Origin of the sequence: Ralstonia flatus, from assembly GCF_958439105.1 — a bacterium.
In the GTDB taxonomy this organism is placed as follows: Bacteria; Pseudomonadota; Gammaproteobacteria; order Burkholderiales; family Burkholderiaceae; genus Ralstonia; species Ralstonia flatus.
This window is the reverse complement of the sequence record NZ_CAUDLI010000002.1, coordinates 370,143-385,051: the sequence shown is the minus strand read 5'-3', so window position 1 is coordinate 385,051 and position 14,909 is coordinate 370,143. Positions and strand designations below refer to the sequence as shown.

Here is a 14,909-nt window from a genome sequence, read left to right as displayed (position 1 = left end):
GCTTCAGGGGTTGCGCCTACTGCCGCAAACCCTTCACGCGGTCTGCGGTGATATCGGCCGGTTGCCCGCCAAAGCTCGTCCGCAGGTAGTTGGCCAAATCGGCCAGTTCCGTATCGCTCATCTGCGCAAAGCCCGGCATCTCCTGCATGGCTTCCGTGCCCGGGAAGCGCTGCGCTTCAATGCCGTCGAGCATCGAGACGATCAGGTTATGCGCGTCGGCATTGCGCACGGTGGCGTTGCCCAGCATCGGCACGGCCACATGAGGCTTGCCTTCACCATCGCGGCCATGGCAACCGGCGCAGACGGCGAGGTAATGCGCGCGTCCGGCCTTGAGCTGATCGACATTCTCAGGCGTGGCGGCCACCGGCTTCAGCGCCTGCGGCGCAGGCGCCTTGTCGCCCAGCAGATAGGTCGTCAGTGCCGCCACATCAGCCTGACTGAGGTACTGCGTGCTCAGGTGGACGACCGGGTACATCTCGCCAAACGCGGACCCCTGCGGCGCGATGCCCACACTGAAGAACGTCTGCAGGTCGTTCTGCGTCCAGCCCCGTGACGCCAGGCCGGCAGGCGTGATGTCCGGCGCGACCACCCGGCCCAGCGCCGCGCCGGCAAGCGGTTTGCCGGCATCGAGCTGACCGGCAAACCCGCGCGGGCTATGGCATTCCGCACAGTGGCCCAGCGCGTTGGCCAGATACCGGCCACGCTGCCAGGCTGCTGTATTGCCCACCGATGCATCGGGCAGCGCGTTCTTCAGGAAGAACACGTTCCAGCCCGCCATGGCGATGCGGATGTTGTACGGAAAGCGCAGCTCATGCTCGCGGTTGGCAACAGCCGCGGGCTTCACCTGCTGCATCAGGTAGGCGTACATCGCATCGGTATCGCCGCGCGACAGACCGCGATACGACGTGTACGGCATCGCCGGATACAGGTGCTTGTCGGGCGTGACGCCGTCGTGCAGCGCCTTGTAGAAATCGTCCGCGCTCCACTGGCCGATGCCCTGTTCCTTGTCGGGCGTGATGTTGGTGCCGTAGAAGGTGCCGAACGGCGAGGCCAGCGCCACGCCGCCGGCAAACGGCGCGCCGTCCTTGGCGGTGTGGCAGGCTGCGCAGTCGGCTGCACGCACGAGGGCGCGGCCGCGGTTGATCAGGTCGGCGCCGGTCAGCTTGGCCGGGGGCGGCTGGTCGGCGGCGGGCGGGATATCGGTGGAGCGGTCACCGCAGGCGGACAACGCCGCAGCGGCCAGCAGCGGCAGCAGCGCCAGCAGCGCCTTTCGCGTCCATTGGGTCAATTGCGTCAATTGCGTCAGTTCAGCCATGGCCATCACTTGCCGTCCTTGACGAGTCCGGGCGTGCTGAGGACGACGTCCTTCACAGCCTCGAAGTAGCGCACGTAGCCGGTGCAGCGGCAGATGTGGTCGTTCAGCGCTTCGGTGATCGTCTCGTCAAGCTTGTCGCGCGCTACCGGCTCACGCTTAAGGCGCTCCACCAGCACCGTCGCCCCGTTGACGAAGCCCGGCGTGCAATAGCCGCACTGAAAGCTGAAGTGCTCCAGGAACTTCTGCTGCACGAGCGTAAGCGACACCACCTCGCCCTTCTCATCGCGCTTGGCGTGCCCTTCCACCGTGCGCACCTTCTTGTTCTGGAAGAAATGCGCGCCGGTAATGCACGTACGCACTTCTTCGCTGGTGCCGTCCGGCTTGTCGAGGATGACTGTGCAGGCGCGGCACACGCCCTGCCCGCAGCCGAGCCTCGAGCCGGTCAGGCCGGCGTATTCGTGCAGGAAGTCGATCATCATCAGCCCCTCGGGCACTTGCGTGGGGCCGACATCCTTGCCGTTGATATGAACGGTGAGCGGTTGTGTCGTGATGGTCGTGATGGTCGAGTTGCTCATGCCAGTACCTCCTGAATCTTTTCCGCGGTCACTGGCAGGCTGGTGAAGCGGTGTCCGATGGCATGCGCGATGCCGTTCACAATGGCGCCCACCACCGGGATCATCACCACCTCGGCAATGCCCTTGGGCGGATCGGTTTCCGACACCGGCGGCAGCACGGTGCCGGTCTGCGTCCACACGGCCACGTCTTTCGCGCGCGGCAGGTGGTAGCGGTTGAAGTTCCACGTGCCGTTGCCCGGCCCGTCTTCGTACAGCGGCAGCGCTTCATGCAGCGCGTGGCCGATGCCCATGGCGAGTCCGCCCTGCAATTGCCCCGACACCAGCTGCGGCGATATCTGCGTGCCGCACTCCATGATCGTGTGGTGCGACAGCAGATCGACCTTGCCGCTGGCTTCGTGCACCGACAGTTCGACCAGCGTGCCGACCGCGCTGTAGTACGTGACCGATGCGTTGTTACGCTGCGTCGGCGCGATGTAGACCTTCTTGCGGTCCAGCACGTGATACCCGCCCGGGGTGGTCATCCTGGCCTTGCGCGCCGCGTCGGCACCGTCGCCGTAGCGCACGGACAAGCCGTCGATCGGCACGCGCGTGGTTGCGCCGTTGACTTCGAAATCGGCCTCCGACCATTGCCAGCGGTTGAACACGTGCACCACCGCGCCCGTCACCAGGCCCAGCTCGTGCGCCTTCTTGACGATCTGTTCATAGGGCAGCGCCTCCAGGCCGCCGGCCGTGAGCTTGCCGTCGACCCAGCGCGCGTCTTCCACGCGCACCACCAGCGACGCCGCCTGGCCGCCGCCGATGCCCTGGCTCCAGATCGCCATGGCTGCCGGCCACAGGCCATGCATGAAGACGATGCGCGCCGCCTCACGCGTGCTGTGCGTGAAGTAATACGCCGAGTTGGTCGCGCTCGACGGCGACGCATACGCCGGAGACCAGCGCGGGTTGGCCGATGCCTTGTCCTGATCGGCCTGGCTCATGAGGTACGGGTCGCCGCTGGTGACAACGGGCAGGTCCGCCCAGTCCGTCACCGCCACGCGCACTTCCGCTGCGGGGCGGCCCAGCCAGCGCGCCACGGCCACGGCTTGCGAGGTCGACATGCCGGTGCCGATTTCCGCCGCCACGTGGTGCAGCGTGATCTGCCCATCAGCGCGGATCTCCACCTTGGCAAACGACGCCTCGGCGCCCGTGCCGAAATCCTTCTGCACGCACGCGAACCCCACGCCGTAGCGCTTGCCCGGGTGGGCGGCTTCAAACTCGGTTTTCCTCTTCGCGCGATTCACCCACAGCGGATGCACCTTGGCCGCCTGCAGCACTTCATCCACGCGGATGGCGCCCGCGGGAATCGCGCCCTGCGTGTTCTTCATGCCCGAACGCAGCGCGTTCTTCAGGCGGAACTCGATCGGGTCGAGCTTCAACTGCTCGGCAAACTCGTCGACCATCACTTCGGTCGCGGCCATGCTCTGCAGCGTGCCGTAGCCGCGCGCGGAGCCCGCGTCGATGGCGCGGGACGCAATCGCCACGGCGGTCAGATCGTTCTTCGGGAAGTAGTAGATCGACTGCGCGGCCGTCGCGCCCACCATCGCGACCGACGGCGAGAAATTGGCACGCCCGCCGCCATTGGCCTCGAAGTGGCCCTGGAACGACTGGAACAGGCCGGTCTTCTTGTCCACGGCGATGCGGTACCGCATCTTGAATGCGTGCCGCTTGATGGAAGTCTGGAACTGCTCGTAGCGGTCATTCGCCAGACGCACCGGCTTGCCGTCGGCATACAGCGCCGTCACCAGGCCGTAGAACGGGAAGTTGTAATGGTCTTTCGAGCCGTAGCCCACCGTGTAGCACGGATGCACGATCACCTGCTTCACCGGGAACGCGCCGCGGGCCTTGGCGATCATCTCGGCCGCGCTCTCGCCCACCTCCACCGGACTTTGCGTGGGCACGATCATGTGCAACGTCTGCGTGGTGCTGTCGTACCAGCAGTTGGCGTTGTCGTTTTCCAGCGCGGCGGTATCAATCGATTGCGTGTTGTACTCGCGTTCGAGCACCAGCCAGTCCGCTGGCGGTTTGTCGAGTTCTGCGGCGATCTGGTTGGCGTAGAAGATGCCCTGCTCACCGAGCTTGCCGTGGTCAACACCGTCGGGCCACACGGGCTCGTGCTTGCGCATCATGCTCGGAAAGATCGGCGCGTTCTTCAGGCTGGAAAACACATCGTCGTCATACGGGCCTGCGCCGCCCACGCGCACAAAGCGGAAGGTGCCCCAGGGGTCGCGCTCGAGCGGCCCCGTCTGCGCGCCGTAGCGGATGATCTTGTCCTGGAACTTGAGCTTGTCTTTCGCAAAACGGAAGCGCGCGAAGTCGTGATAGATCAGGATGGCGACGGCGTGGCCCAGGTAGGCGGGCGTCTTGCCGGTGGGCAGCAGCATGTCGTCGCCGTAGAACGCAGGGAAGGCGACGCCATCGCGCGCCAGGTCGTCTGCGGTCACCACGCGATCGGGCTTGAGCGCCTCGCCCAGCAGGCTCAGATCGAAACCTTCGTACGTGCGATCGGCCAGCGTGGTGCGCAGGATGAACGCGTGCGACTGCTGCTGCGGCCAGTGCGGCATGTCGCGCGAGCGGATGTCACGTGCGAAGACCTTGTCGCCCGTCACCTTGGCAATGCCGTCGATGCGGAACTTTGGCGTGCCGGTTTTCGGGTCCCACTGGACAGGCGTGAGGATCTTGTCTTCAAACAGGGCCGCAAAAGCGCGGCTGCCCAGCGGTGCGATGACGACCGAGACGCCGGCCACGACGGTCGCTTTGAGAAAAGCGCGGCGTGACGGATGGGTAAGCGGCATGAATTCTTCCTCGACGGGAGGATGATGTGGGGAAAGAAAGGCGGCCAGGTGCGGGGGTTGCAAGCGGCTGCGCCTCTTTCGATTTTGGTGCGCGCGTTGCCGCAAAACAAGGCAGGGGTATGAATACCCTCTATTTGGCGTACGTTATCTGCCTTGGCATAGTCTTGTGCATACGCAGCATTCCAGCATCGCCGCTCGTGCCGCCACGCACGCGTTGTCCAATTGCGTTCACCAGTGTGCGCAATTGGCCGTGGATTGTTCAAGGCTGCTCGATCCGGCATGCTGCATGGATTCAGCAGCCGTCCACCAGAGACCCCGCGCAGGAGACAAGCATGACCGCCCACCTGATCTTCGACGATCGCCCCACCGATGCCGATACGCTGCTCGCGCGCGGTGCCGCCCTTGCCGGCGGTCTGCGCCGCATGGGCGTGCAGGAGGGCGACGTGATCGGCGTGCTGCTGCGCAATGCACCGGCCTACATTGACGTGATGCACGCCTGCCGCATGGCGGGGTGCTACTTCTGCCCGATCAACTGGCACTTCACGCCGGCCGAGGTGGAGTTCCTCGTGCGCGATTCGGGCGCCAAGGTATTGATCGGCCATCGCGATCTCGTCGACGCGGCCGAACCGCTGCTGCCGGCCCATGTGCAGCTGCTGCGCGTGGACGCCGAAGGCACCGACCGTGCCGACGGCTATGCCAACTGGCTTGCGCTGCAGACGCCGTACGACGGGCCGCTGGTATCGCCGCGCGGGCACATGGCCTATACCTCGGGCACTACCGGGCGACCCAAGGGCGTGGTGCGTCAGGCCGTACCGCTCGACCAGCTCGACGCCCATCTGCAGAAGGCACGTGCCGTGGTGGCGGCCACGTTCGGTATCGTGCCGGGCTGCCGTGCGCTGGTGCCGGCGCCGCTCTATCACAGCGCGCCCAGCCTCTTCGCACAGCAAGCCGCGCAGATGGCGGAGCTGCTGGTGGTGAACGCGCGTTTTGATGCGCTGCGCGTGCTCGAGCAGATCGAGCGCTACCGCATCGACACCGTCTACCTCGTGCCGATCATGTATGTGCGCCTGCTCAAGTTGACGGACGAAGAACGCAGCCGCTACGACCTGTCCTCGCTGCGCTTCGTCGCGTCCACCGGCGCACCGTGCGCGCCGGAGATCAAACGCAAGATGATCGACTGGCTCGGCCCTGTCATCTATGAAACCTATGCGTCGAGTGAAACCGGCATGATCACGGTGATGGACCCGCGCGACGCAGCCGCCCGCCCCGGCAGCGCGGGCCGCCCGGTGTGCGACGCACGCGTGCGCATCCTGCATGAAGACGGCACGCCCTGCGCCACCGGCGAGGTCGGCCTGATCTACAGCCACCAACCCGCCTACCCCGATTTCACCTACCGCGGCAATGACGAGGCGCGCGGCAAGATCGAGCGCGACGGCCTCGTCACGCTCGGCGACATGGGCTATCTCGATGCCGACGGCTACCTGTATGTGTGCGACCGCGCATCGGACATGGTCATCTCGGGCGGCGTGAACATCTACCCGGCCGAGATCGAACATGCGCTGCTGCGCCACCCCGATGTGGTCGACTGCGCCGTCTTTGGCGTGCCGTGCGATGAATACGGCGAGCGCCTCGTCGCCGTGGTGCAGACCGAACGCAAAGACCCGCAGGCCGAGCCCGTGATCGAATGGCTGCGCGGGCAGATTGCAGGCTTCAAGATCCCGCGCCAGATTGAATTCACCACAGCACTGCCGCGCGACGACAACGGCAAGATCGCCAAGCGCCGGCTGCGCGATGCGTGGTGGGGCGACCGGCAGCGACGCGTATAAGGCTGCACGCACCGCCGCCGGCATCGGTCACACGACCACCGCCTCCTGCGCTGTGCCCGACTTGGCGAACAGCGTGCGCTCCGTGAACTTGATGTTCTGCGGATCGTAGTACGGGTCGGCCCATGCGCCGGTCGGCTTCAGCACCAGCGGCTTGTCGGCCGTGGCCTTCGATTCCCCCGCGCGGAAGCGGTAGTGGTCGAACAGGCGGATGGCCTCGATCGCATAGGCCGTGACGATGGCCGGGTCGTAGATGGCGATCAGGCTGTCGCCGTTCTGCTCTTCGCCGCCCTTTGACAGGTTGGACGAGCCGCAGAACACGACCGGCTCATCGCCATTGAAATCGCACACGACAAACTTGTGGTGGATGTGCTGGCCGGTGCCGGCATCGACTTCCTGCTTGAACGGCGCAGGCGCTTCGTCCTTCAAATACGCGAACGACACGGTTTGCGACGGCACATCGCGGCCGGGCGCAAAGGCGTCGACACCACCCTGCTTGTCGATCACGCCTAGCGAGAGCAGCCCAGCCTTGTGCGGCACCACCTGTTCGAGCGTGGTCAGCATTTTGCCGCCGCCATCGGTGGCCATCACCGCAAACAGTACTGACGACAGCGCGCCCTTCACGCGGTCGGCCGCTTCCGTCAGCAACGCATCGGTCTGATGCGGTGAGAAGCCGAAGCGCGCACGCGGCGTGCTGCCTTGCGGCACCGCCTGCCAGTTGGCGGCCAGCGCGTCGGCGCGGAAGGCTGCGGCCACCTTGCGGCTGCCGGCGGCGTCTTCACCGTATTGACCGATCCATCCCCACAGACGCTCGAACACCTGCGCATACAGCTGCGCAACGTCTTGCTCGAACACGAGCACGCTGTTGGCCTGCACATACAACCCGCGCAGCGAGAAGTTGGCAGAACCGGCCAGCACGCGCACCGGTTTGCCGGCCGCATCACGCAGCAAGATGGCCTTGTGGTGCTGGAACCGTGCCAAGTGCGTGCGGCGGACAGCCGCGCCGGCTTGCCGGAAGTAGTCAGTCGCTTGCGTCTCAAACGCGTTGTCGGTGCCGTGGCCCGTCGGGCTGGCGCCGTTGCCGACGTAGTTGTCCTGAATCACGCGGACCTTGCGACCGTTCTGCGCAAGCCACGCAATCGCACGGATGATGTCAGGCTCATCCAGGTCATAGGCCAGCACGTCGATGCCGTAACCCTCGAACGCATGGCACTGGTTCAGCAGATCGATGATGAGACGGCGGCCGGTGGCGCCCAGGTAGGCGTACTTGTTCTGATACGGCTGCGTGTCGTACAGCAGCGGCGATTTTGTCTGCGCGCGCTTGTCCGGAGCCAAAGCCGTGTTGCCGCCGTAGTGATCGATGAACGCCTGCGACGACACATACCCACGCACCATGCCGACGGTGGCCCAATCGCTCATCGGCTGCTGCAGCGTGACGGTGACGGTGCGCGTGGCGCGCGTCTCCAATTGCACCGGGTTCGTCGACGCGAAGTAGCGCGCGTGCACGGTGTAAGTCAGCTGCGCAGCGGCATGCGGCGGAAAGTGGACCCAGTGGAACGACTGAAACGGCGCGTCGATGGAATCGGCATAGTGGCCGGCCTTCAGCGGCGCATCTGCATGGATGGGCGTGTCGAAGGTGAGCCGGTTGGGCACCCAGTAAGGTGCCCCGCCCTGCGGCGTGCACTGGATGGCAAAACCGGCCAGATCGGCGCGATCGGCATCGGCCACATCAAAGGCGAACAGCACGGCGCTATCGCCCTGATACACCTTCACCTGAAATGAATCGACGGATGTCGCCATGGGAGCCTCCTGGGGTGGCAGAGCATCCGTCCAGTTAGCACCGCGATTGTGACAACCATCTGACGCCGGGCACCGAAACCCAACTGCCATGCGGGTTGGCAGGCCGTGACTTCAACGCGGTTTCAATCCGATCTGCGGAGTCGCCCAGCAGGTGCGAGACGGCGGGGCAAAAAACGCGCAAAAAAAACGCAGCGGAAGCCGCTGCGTACGATGAGAACGTGAGGGGTGACCTCTCCTCGCCCGTGTAAGTTACACGTAAGTTATGACAGAAATTTGTCACGAAACCGACTTATTGCCCCGGATAGCCCACTGGAAATGACGCATCCGCTGCTTTTGAGGCATTGCGGTCACATGGCGGTTCAACCAAGCCCCGCCAACGGATGCACCTCCGCCCGCCAGGGCGACGTCAGAAAATGCCGCACCCGCTCCGGCCGCACCTGCGGCAGCGTGGCCGGCGCCCAGCCGGGCCGGTGATCCTTATCCACCAGATGCGCGCGCACGCCTTCGCAGAAATCGCCTTCCTGGATTCCGCGCGCAACGATGCCCAGTTCCATTTGGAAGCATTCCGCCAGTGACAACTGCCGCCCCCGCAGCAGCGCTTCGCGCGTGACATGCAGCATCGTCGGCGAATGCGTGATCATGGCGTCAAGCGTCGCCTGCAGCCACTGGCGCGGCTCGCGTGCCGATTCGCGTTCGAGGCTCTCTCGCAGCGTGGCGACAATGCGATCGACCGAAGACCGCCGGTCGAAATAGCGCAACACCCACGGCATCGCCTGTGCAAGCGGCGCGTGCGGAACGATGTTGCACGGCGGCTCGAATACGCGGCGCAGCGCCTGCATGAGGTCGCCCTCGTGCGGCATGCGCTGCAGGCGGTCTTCGAACGAGGCGAGCCATTCGGCAGGCACGCACATATCGGCCAGGTGGCAATGCAGCGCATCGGCGCCGGTCAGCGTCACGCCGGTCAGGCCGACATACAGCTCAAGCTCGGGCGACATCACGCTCAAAAAGCGCGTGGCGCCCACGTCGGGCAGAAAACCGATGCGCGTTTCCGGCATCGCCATCTTCGTGCGCTCGGTCACGACGCGCAGCCGTGCGGCCTGCCCAAGACCCATGCCGCCGCCCATGGTGATGCCATCCATCAGCGCAACGATCGGCTTCGGAAACTGGTGCAGCGCGTAGTCGAGCCGGTATTCGTCGACGAAGAACTGCAGCCAGCCGTCGTCGCCGTCCATGCAGCCCTGTTGCGCCAGCTGATAGAGCGCACGCACATCGCCACCGGCGCAGAAGCCTTTCTGCCCCGCGCCGCGCAGCACCAGCGCGGCGATGCCGTCGTCATGGCGGCATTGCTCCAGCAGCGTGGCCAACTGGCGCACCATGCCGTGCGACAGCGCATTCAGCGCAGACGGCCGGTTCAAGGTGATGACGGCCACGCGGTTCACCACGCGCATCAACACCTCGGGCTCGGCAGCGGCGGGCTGGGGCGGCGCCGCCTGCAGTTGGACGGCACTCATTGCAGCGTCTCCGATTCGTGTGTGGAATGCCAGCGCGGCGCGCGCTTCTCCAGAAAGGCATTCACGCCCTCGCGCTGGTCCGGGTGGTCGAACAGGTCGACAAAGCGCTCGCGCTCCACGGCCAGCGCCGCGCTGCGCGGCACGCCATTGCGCGCCTGATGGATGAGCTGCTTGCTGAAGGTGACGGCCTGCGGGCTCAACGTCGTTACACGCAGCGCCATGGCGATGGCGGCTTCGCGAGCAGCGCCCGTTTCCACCACCTCTTCCACCAGGCCGATGCGCAGGGCGGTCTGCGCATCGACGCGCTCGCCGGTCAGGATCATGCGCTTGGCCCAGCCTTCACCCACCAGCCATGGCAGCGTCTGCGTGCCGCAACCGCAGCACAGCAGGCCAACGGCCGTCTCCGGCACGGCCAGCTTGGCATGGGCCTCGGCGATGCGGATGTCGCATGCCAGCGCGCACTCCAGGCCACCGCCCATCGCAAAGCCGTTGATGGCCGCGATCACCACCGGGCGCGCATTCTGCAGCGCTTCGAACGCGGCACCAAAACGTGCAGCGGCCTCGCGCGCGACATCGCGATCGCCATCGGCAAAGGTGTTGAGGTCGGCGCCCGCGCTGAAGAACTTCGGCCCATCGCCGGTGACGACGATGGCGCGCACGCGTGCATCGGCGTTCAATCGCTCGACGGTGCCTTGCAACTGCAGCAGACCTTCCGGGGTGAACGCGTTGGCCGGCGGACGCTTGAGCGTCAGCACTGCGACGGTGCCCTCATGCAGCGTTTCCAGTTCGATCATCACACCGCTCCGTCTTTCCGATACAGCTTGATGACGGCGGAGAAATCCAGCTTGCCATCGCCCTTGCTGCTCACGGTTTGATAGAGCTGCTGCGCCAACGCGCCCAGGTAGACCGGCTGACGGACGGACTTTGCTGCGTCACCGGCCAGGCCCAGATCCTTGAGCATCAGGTCGGTACCGAATCCGCCCGTGTAGCCGCGCGACGACGGCGCGGTCTCGATCACGCCCGGGAACGGGTTGTAGGTGTCTGAACTCCAGCACCGGCCCGTCGACGTGTTGATGATGCCGCCCAGCACCTTCGGGTCGATGCCCAGCGCTTCGCCCAGCGACATGGCTTCGGCCACGCCGGCCATGGTGATGCCGAGCACGAGGTTGTTGCAGATCTTCGCGCCCTGGCCCGCACCGGTGTCGCCGCAATGCACGAGATTCTTGCCCATGGCGGACAGCACCGGACGCACCTGCTCGAACGCCTGTGCGGTGCCACCGACCATGAACGTCAGCGTGCCGGCTGCCGCGCCGCCCGTGCCGCCCGAGACCGGCGCATCGACAAAGGTGTTGCCGTGCTCGGCCGCCAGCGCGGCAAACGCCTTCACGCTGGCCGGGTCGATGGTGCTCGAATCGATGATGGGCACGCCCTTGGCGATACCCGCCAGCACGCCGTCTTCCGCCGTCAGCACGTGGCGTACATGCGCGGCGGCGGGCAGCATGGTGATCACGGTTTCCGCGCCCGTCGCGGCGTCCTTGGGAGACGCGGCGGCCATGGCACCGGCTTCCACCAGCGCGCCCACGGCCTGCGTATTCAGATCAAAGACGGTCAGCGCGTGGCCCGCCTTGAGCAGGTTGTGCGCCATCGGGGCACCCATGTTGCCCAGGCCGATGAATGCGATTTTCATGTCAACGCTCCCGGTGCGATCAGCGCAGGCTGATGGTGGTATTCACGCCGCCGGCATCGACCGCGTCGTCAAACCAGCGCGCCGTGACCGTCTTCGTTTGCGTGTAGAACTGCACGACCTGCTTGCCGTACGGGCCCAGGTCGCCCAGCTTGGAGCCGCGCGAGCCGGTAAAGCTGAAGTACGGCACGGGCACCGGAATTGGAATGTTGATGCCGACCTGCCCAACGTCGATCTCGCTCTGGAACTTGCGCGCCGCCGCACCGCTCTGCGTGAACAGGCCCACGCCGTTGCCGAACGGGTTGGCATTGACCAGCGCAATCGCATCGTCCAGCGTAGGCGCGGTCAGCACCAGCAGCACGGGCCCGAAGATTTCGTTGGTGTAGATGTCCATGTCGGTCTTCACGTCGGTAAAGACCGTGGGGCCGATGAAGTTGCCGTCTTCGTAACCGGCGACGCGCACATTGCGGCCGTCGAGCGCCAGCGTGGCGCCCTGCTGCACGCCCGATTCGATCAGGCCGAGAATGCGTTGCTTGGCGGCGCGTGACACGACGGGGCCGACATCGGTACCCGGCTCGACACCGGCATTCACCTTGAGCGTTTTTGCCTTGGCGATCAGATCCGGCACCCACTGCTGCGCAGCGCCCACCAGCACGACGACGGAGGTCGCCATGCAGCGTTGCCCCGCTGCGCCGAAGGCCGCACCCACCAGCGCATTGATGGCCTGCTCGCGATTCGCGTCGGGCAGCACCACGGCGTGGTTCTTGGCGCCCATCATCGATTGCACGCGCTTGCCGTGCTCGCTGCCGAGGCGATACACATGCGTGCCGACCGCGGTGGACCCGACAAACGAAATCGCCTTCACATGTTCGTGCGTGCACAGCGCATCCACCACGTCCTTGCCGCCGTGCACGACGTTCAGCACGCCCGGCGGCACCCCGGCTTCCAGCGCCAGCTCAACGAGCTGCATGGTCGACAGCGGATCCTGCTCCGACGGCTTGAGCACGAACGTGTTGCCGCACACGATGGCCATCGGAAACATCCACAGCGGAATCATGGCCGGGAAGTTGAACGGCGTGATGCCCGCGCACACGCCAATCGGCTGGCGCAGCGTGTAGGTGTCGACCGCGCCCGCCACGTTCTCCAGGAATTCGCCCTGCTGCAGCGAGCCCACCGAGCATGCATGCTCCACCACCTCCAGCCCGCGGAAGATGTCGCCTTCTGCATCGGGCAGCGTCTTGCCCTGCTCGGCCGTCAGCGTGCGGGCGATGCGCGGCGAGTGCTCGCGAATCAGCGCCTGGAACTTCAGCATGATGCGCATGCGCGCGCCGACCGGCGTGTTCTTCCACGTGGCAAATGCCGCATGTGCGGAGCGGATGGCCGCGTCCACTTCGCCGGCCGTGGCAAAGGGAACGCGCGCCAGCACTTCCTGCGTGGCGGGGTTCACGATGTCGCGCCATTCCTTCGACTGCGATTCGACAAACTCGCCGCCGATCAGCAGCTTGACGGTGGGCGGGGTGTCCTGCTGGGCAGCAGGCTTGGCGGAAGCGAGGGAAGCAACGGCGCTCATGGGAGTCTCCTGGCGATTCGGTATCGGTTGCGGTGGCGGTAGCGGTAATGGGTTCAATGCGGGACGGGCAAATCAGGCGAAGTCTTCTTCCCAGTACTCGCCGGGCAGGCGAGCCGGTTGCGGCGTGCGTTCAAGCTCCAGCCGACGCAGTTCCACGCGGCGGATCTTTCCGGAGATGGTCTTGGGCAGCTCGCTGAACTGCAGCCGGCGGATCCGCTTGTAGGGCGCCAGCTTTTCGCGCGAGAACAGGAACACCGCGCGCGCCAGTTCGGGGCCAGCCTCATAGCCCTGGCGCACGGTCACGAACGCCTTGGGCACGGACAGCCGCAGCGGATCGGAACTCGGCACCACGGCGGCCTCGGCAATGGCCTCGTGCTCGATCAGCACGCTTTCCAGCTCGAACGGGCTCAGCCGATAGTCGGACGACTTGAACACGTCGTCGGTGCGACCCACGTAGACGAAGTAGCCGTCGTCGCGCCGCATCGCAACGTCGGACGTGTGGTAATAGCCGTTGCGCATGGCCTCGGCCGTGGCTTTGGCGTTGTTAGCGTAGCCCTGCATCAGGCCGAGCGGGCGGTGCGAGAGCGGCAGCACGATTTCGCCTTCGCTGGCGGGCTGATCGTCATGGTCGACCAGCTCCACGCGGTAGCCGGGCAGCGGGCGCCCGACCGAGCCCGGCACGACCGGCTGGCCCGGCGTGTTGCCGATCTGGCAGGTGGTCTCGGTCTGGCCAAAGCCGTCGCGAATGGTCACACCCCAGGCGCTGCGCACGCGCTCGATGATCTCGGGGTTCAGCGGCTCGCCCGCACCGACGATCTCGCGCAGCTTGACGGCGTAGGTCGCCAGCGGCTCCTGCACCAGCATGCGCCACACGGTGGGCGGCGCGCACAGCGTGGTCACGTTGAAGCGCACCAGCACGTCCAGCGTGTCCTTCGGCACGAAGCGGGCGTAGTTGTAAACGAACACGCAGGCCTGCGCATTCCACGGGGCAAAGAAACAGCTCCACGCGTGTTTCGCCCAGCCGGGTGAGCTGATGTTCCAGTGGATGTCGCCGGGTTGCAGGCCGATCCAGTACATCGTCGACAGGTGGCCGACCGGATAGCTCTGGTGCGTGTGCTCGACCAGCTTCGGCTTGGACGTGGTACCCGAGGTGAAGTACAGCAGCAACGGGTCGGTCGCCTTGGTCGGCCCGTCGGGCACGAACTGCGCAGGCGCGTCGTAGGCAGCCGCCAAATCGATCCATCCTTCGCGCTGCGCGCCCACGGCGATGCGCTTGACGCTTGCATCCACACTGTCGAACTTGTGCAGCTCCGCCGCGTCGACAACCACGCAGTTCGCGCCGCCCAGTTCAACGCGGTCGCGCACGTCATCCGGCGAAAGCTGCGTCGTGGCCGGCAGCACCACCGCACCGAGCTTCATCGCCGCGAGCATCACGTCCCACAGTTCGACGCGATTCGGCAGCATCAGCAGCAGACGGTCACCCCGCACGATGCCAAGCCCACGCAGGAAGTTCGCCATGCGCGACGAGCGCTCCGACATCTGCGCAAACGACAGCTTCAACCCTTCGCCATGCGCGTCATCGACGATCCACAGCGCCGGGTTGTCGTTGCCGCGCGCCATCACATCGAAGTAGTCGAGCGCCCAGTTGAACGTGTTCAGCGTCGGCCACGCAAACTCGCGATACGCCCGGTCGTAGTCGGTGCGATGGCGCAGCAGAAAATCGCGCGCTTCCACAAAACCCTGTGCTGCAGATACCGCTTCGTTCATCGTCGTCTCCTGGTCGGCGCGTTTGCGCTCTTT

Annotated in this window: 10 protein-coding genes; 1 reads left to right on the top strand and 9 read right to left on the bottom strand. The window is 65.7% G+C overall.

Annotated features, from left to right (window positions below; translation table 11 throughout):
- Positions 1-16: 16 nt before the first annotated feature.
- The 3 genes from R2676_RS05410 to R2676_RS05400 are packed head-to-tail and all read right to left on the bottom strand — an operon-like array spanning position 17 to position 4,721.
- Entirely contained in the window at positions 17-1,315 is a 1,299-nt protein-coding gene (locus tag R2676_RS05410; RefSeq protein WP_206273158.1) for a c-type cytochrome, read from the bottom strand.
- 5 nt (positions 1,316-1,320) lie between these two features.
- Positions 1,321-1,890, bottom strand: a complete 570-nt coding sequence (locus tag R2676_RS05405) for a (2Fe-2S)-binding protein (protein WP_206273074.1) — start codon at positions 1,888-1,890, stop codon at positions 1,321-1,323.
- Entirely contained in the window at positions 1,887-4,721 is a 2,835-nt protein-coding gene (locus tag R2676_RS05400; protein ID WP_206273072.1) for a xanthine dehydrogenase family protein molybdopterin-binding subunit, read from the bottom strand. The genes R2676_RS05405 and R2676_RS05400 overlap by 4 nt, the downstream gene beginning before the upstream one ends.
- A 332-nt stretch (positions 4,722-5,053) precedes the next feature.
- Between R2676_RS05400 and R2676_RS05395 the strand changes: the two genes are divergently transcribed.
- A complete protein-coding gene (locus tag R2676_RS05395) occupies positions 5,054-6,547 on the top strand; it encodes an acyl-CoA synthetase (protein ID WP_206273070.1) in 1,494 nt (497 codons plus the stop codon).
- Between the two features lie 27 nt (positions 6,548-6,574).
- On the opposite strand, the gene R2676_RS05390 is transcribed toward R2676_RS05395, so the two are convergent.
- From R2676_RS05390 to R2676_RS05365, 6 genes are all read right to left on the bottom strand, one after another.
- Positions 6,575-8,344, bottom strand: a complete 1,770-nt coding sequence (locus R2676_RS05390; protein ID WP_206273068.1) for a phospholipase D-like domain-containing protein — start codon at positions 8,342-8,344, stop codon at positions 6,575-6,577.
- A 359-nt stretch (positions 8,345-8,703) separates the two neighbouring features.
- Entirely contained in the window at positions 8,704-9,855 is a 1,152-nt protein-coding gene (locus tag R2676_RS05385) for an enoyl-CoA hydratase/isomerase family protein (RefSeq protein WP_316856837.1), read from the bottom strand.
- Positions 9,852-10,649, bottom strand: coding sequence for an enoyl-CoA hydratase (locus R2676_RS05380; protein WP_206273064.1), 798 nt, complete (start codon positions 10,647-10,649; stop codon positions 9,852-9,854). Before R2676_RS05380 ends, R2676_RS05385 begins: the two co-directional genes overlap by 4 nt.
- Positions 10,649-11,542, bottom strand: coding sequence for a 3-hydroxyisobutyrate dehydrogenase (gene mmsB / locus R2676_RS05375; RefSeq protein ID WP_206273063.1), 894 nt, complete (start codon positions 11,540-11,542; stop codon positions 10,649-10,651). The genes R2676_RS05380 and mmsB overlap by 1 nt, the downstream gene beginning before the upstream one ends.
- Before the next feature lie 19 nt (positions 11,543-11,561).
- The gene (locus tag R2676_RS05370) at positions 11,562-13,109 is read right to left on the bottom strand and encodes a CoA-acylating methylmalonate-semialdehyde dehydrogenase (RefSeq protein ID WP_027679403.1); all 1,548 of its coding nucleotides are present in this window, start codon (positions 13,107-13,109) and stop codon (positions 11,562-11,564) included.
- Between the two features lie 72 nt (positions 13,110-13,181).
- Complete coding sequence (locus R2676_RS05365) at positions 13,182-14,876, bottom strand: AMP-binding protein (RefSeq protein ID WP_206273060.1); 1,695 nt, start codon at positions 14,874-14,876, stop codon at positions 13,182-13,184.
- Positions 14,877-14,909 lie beyond the last annotated feature (33 nt).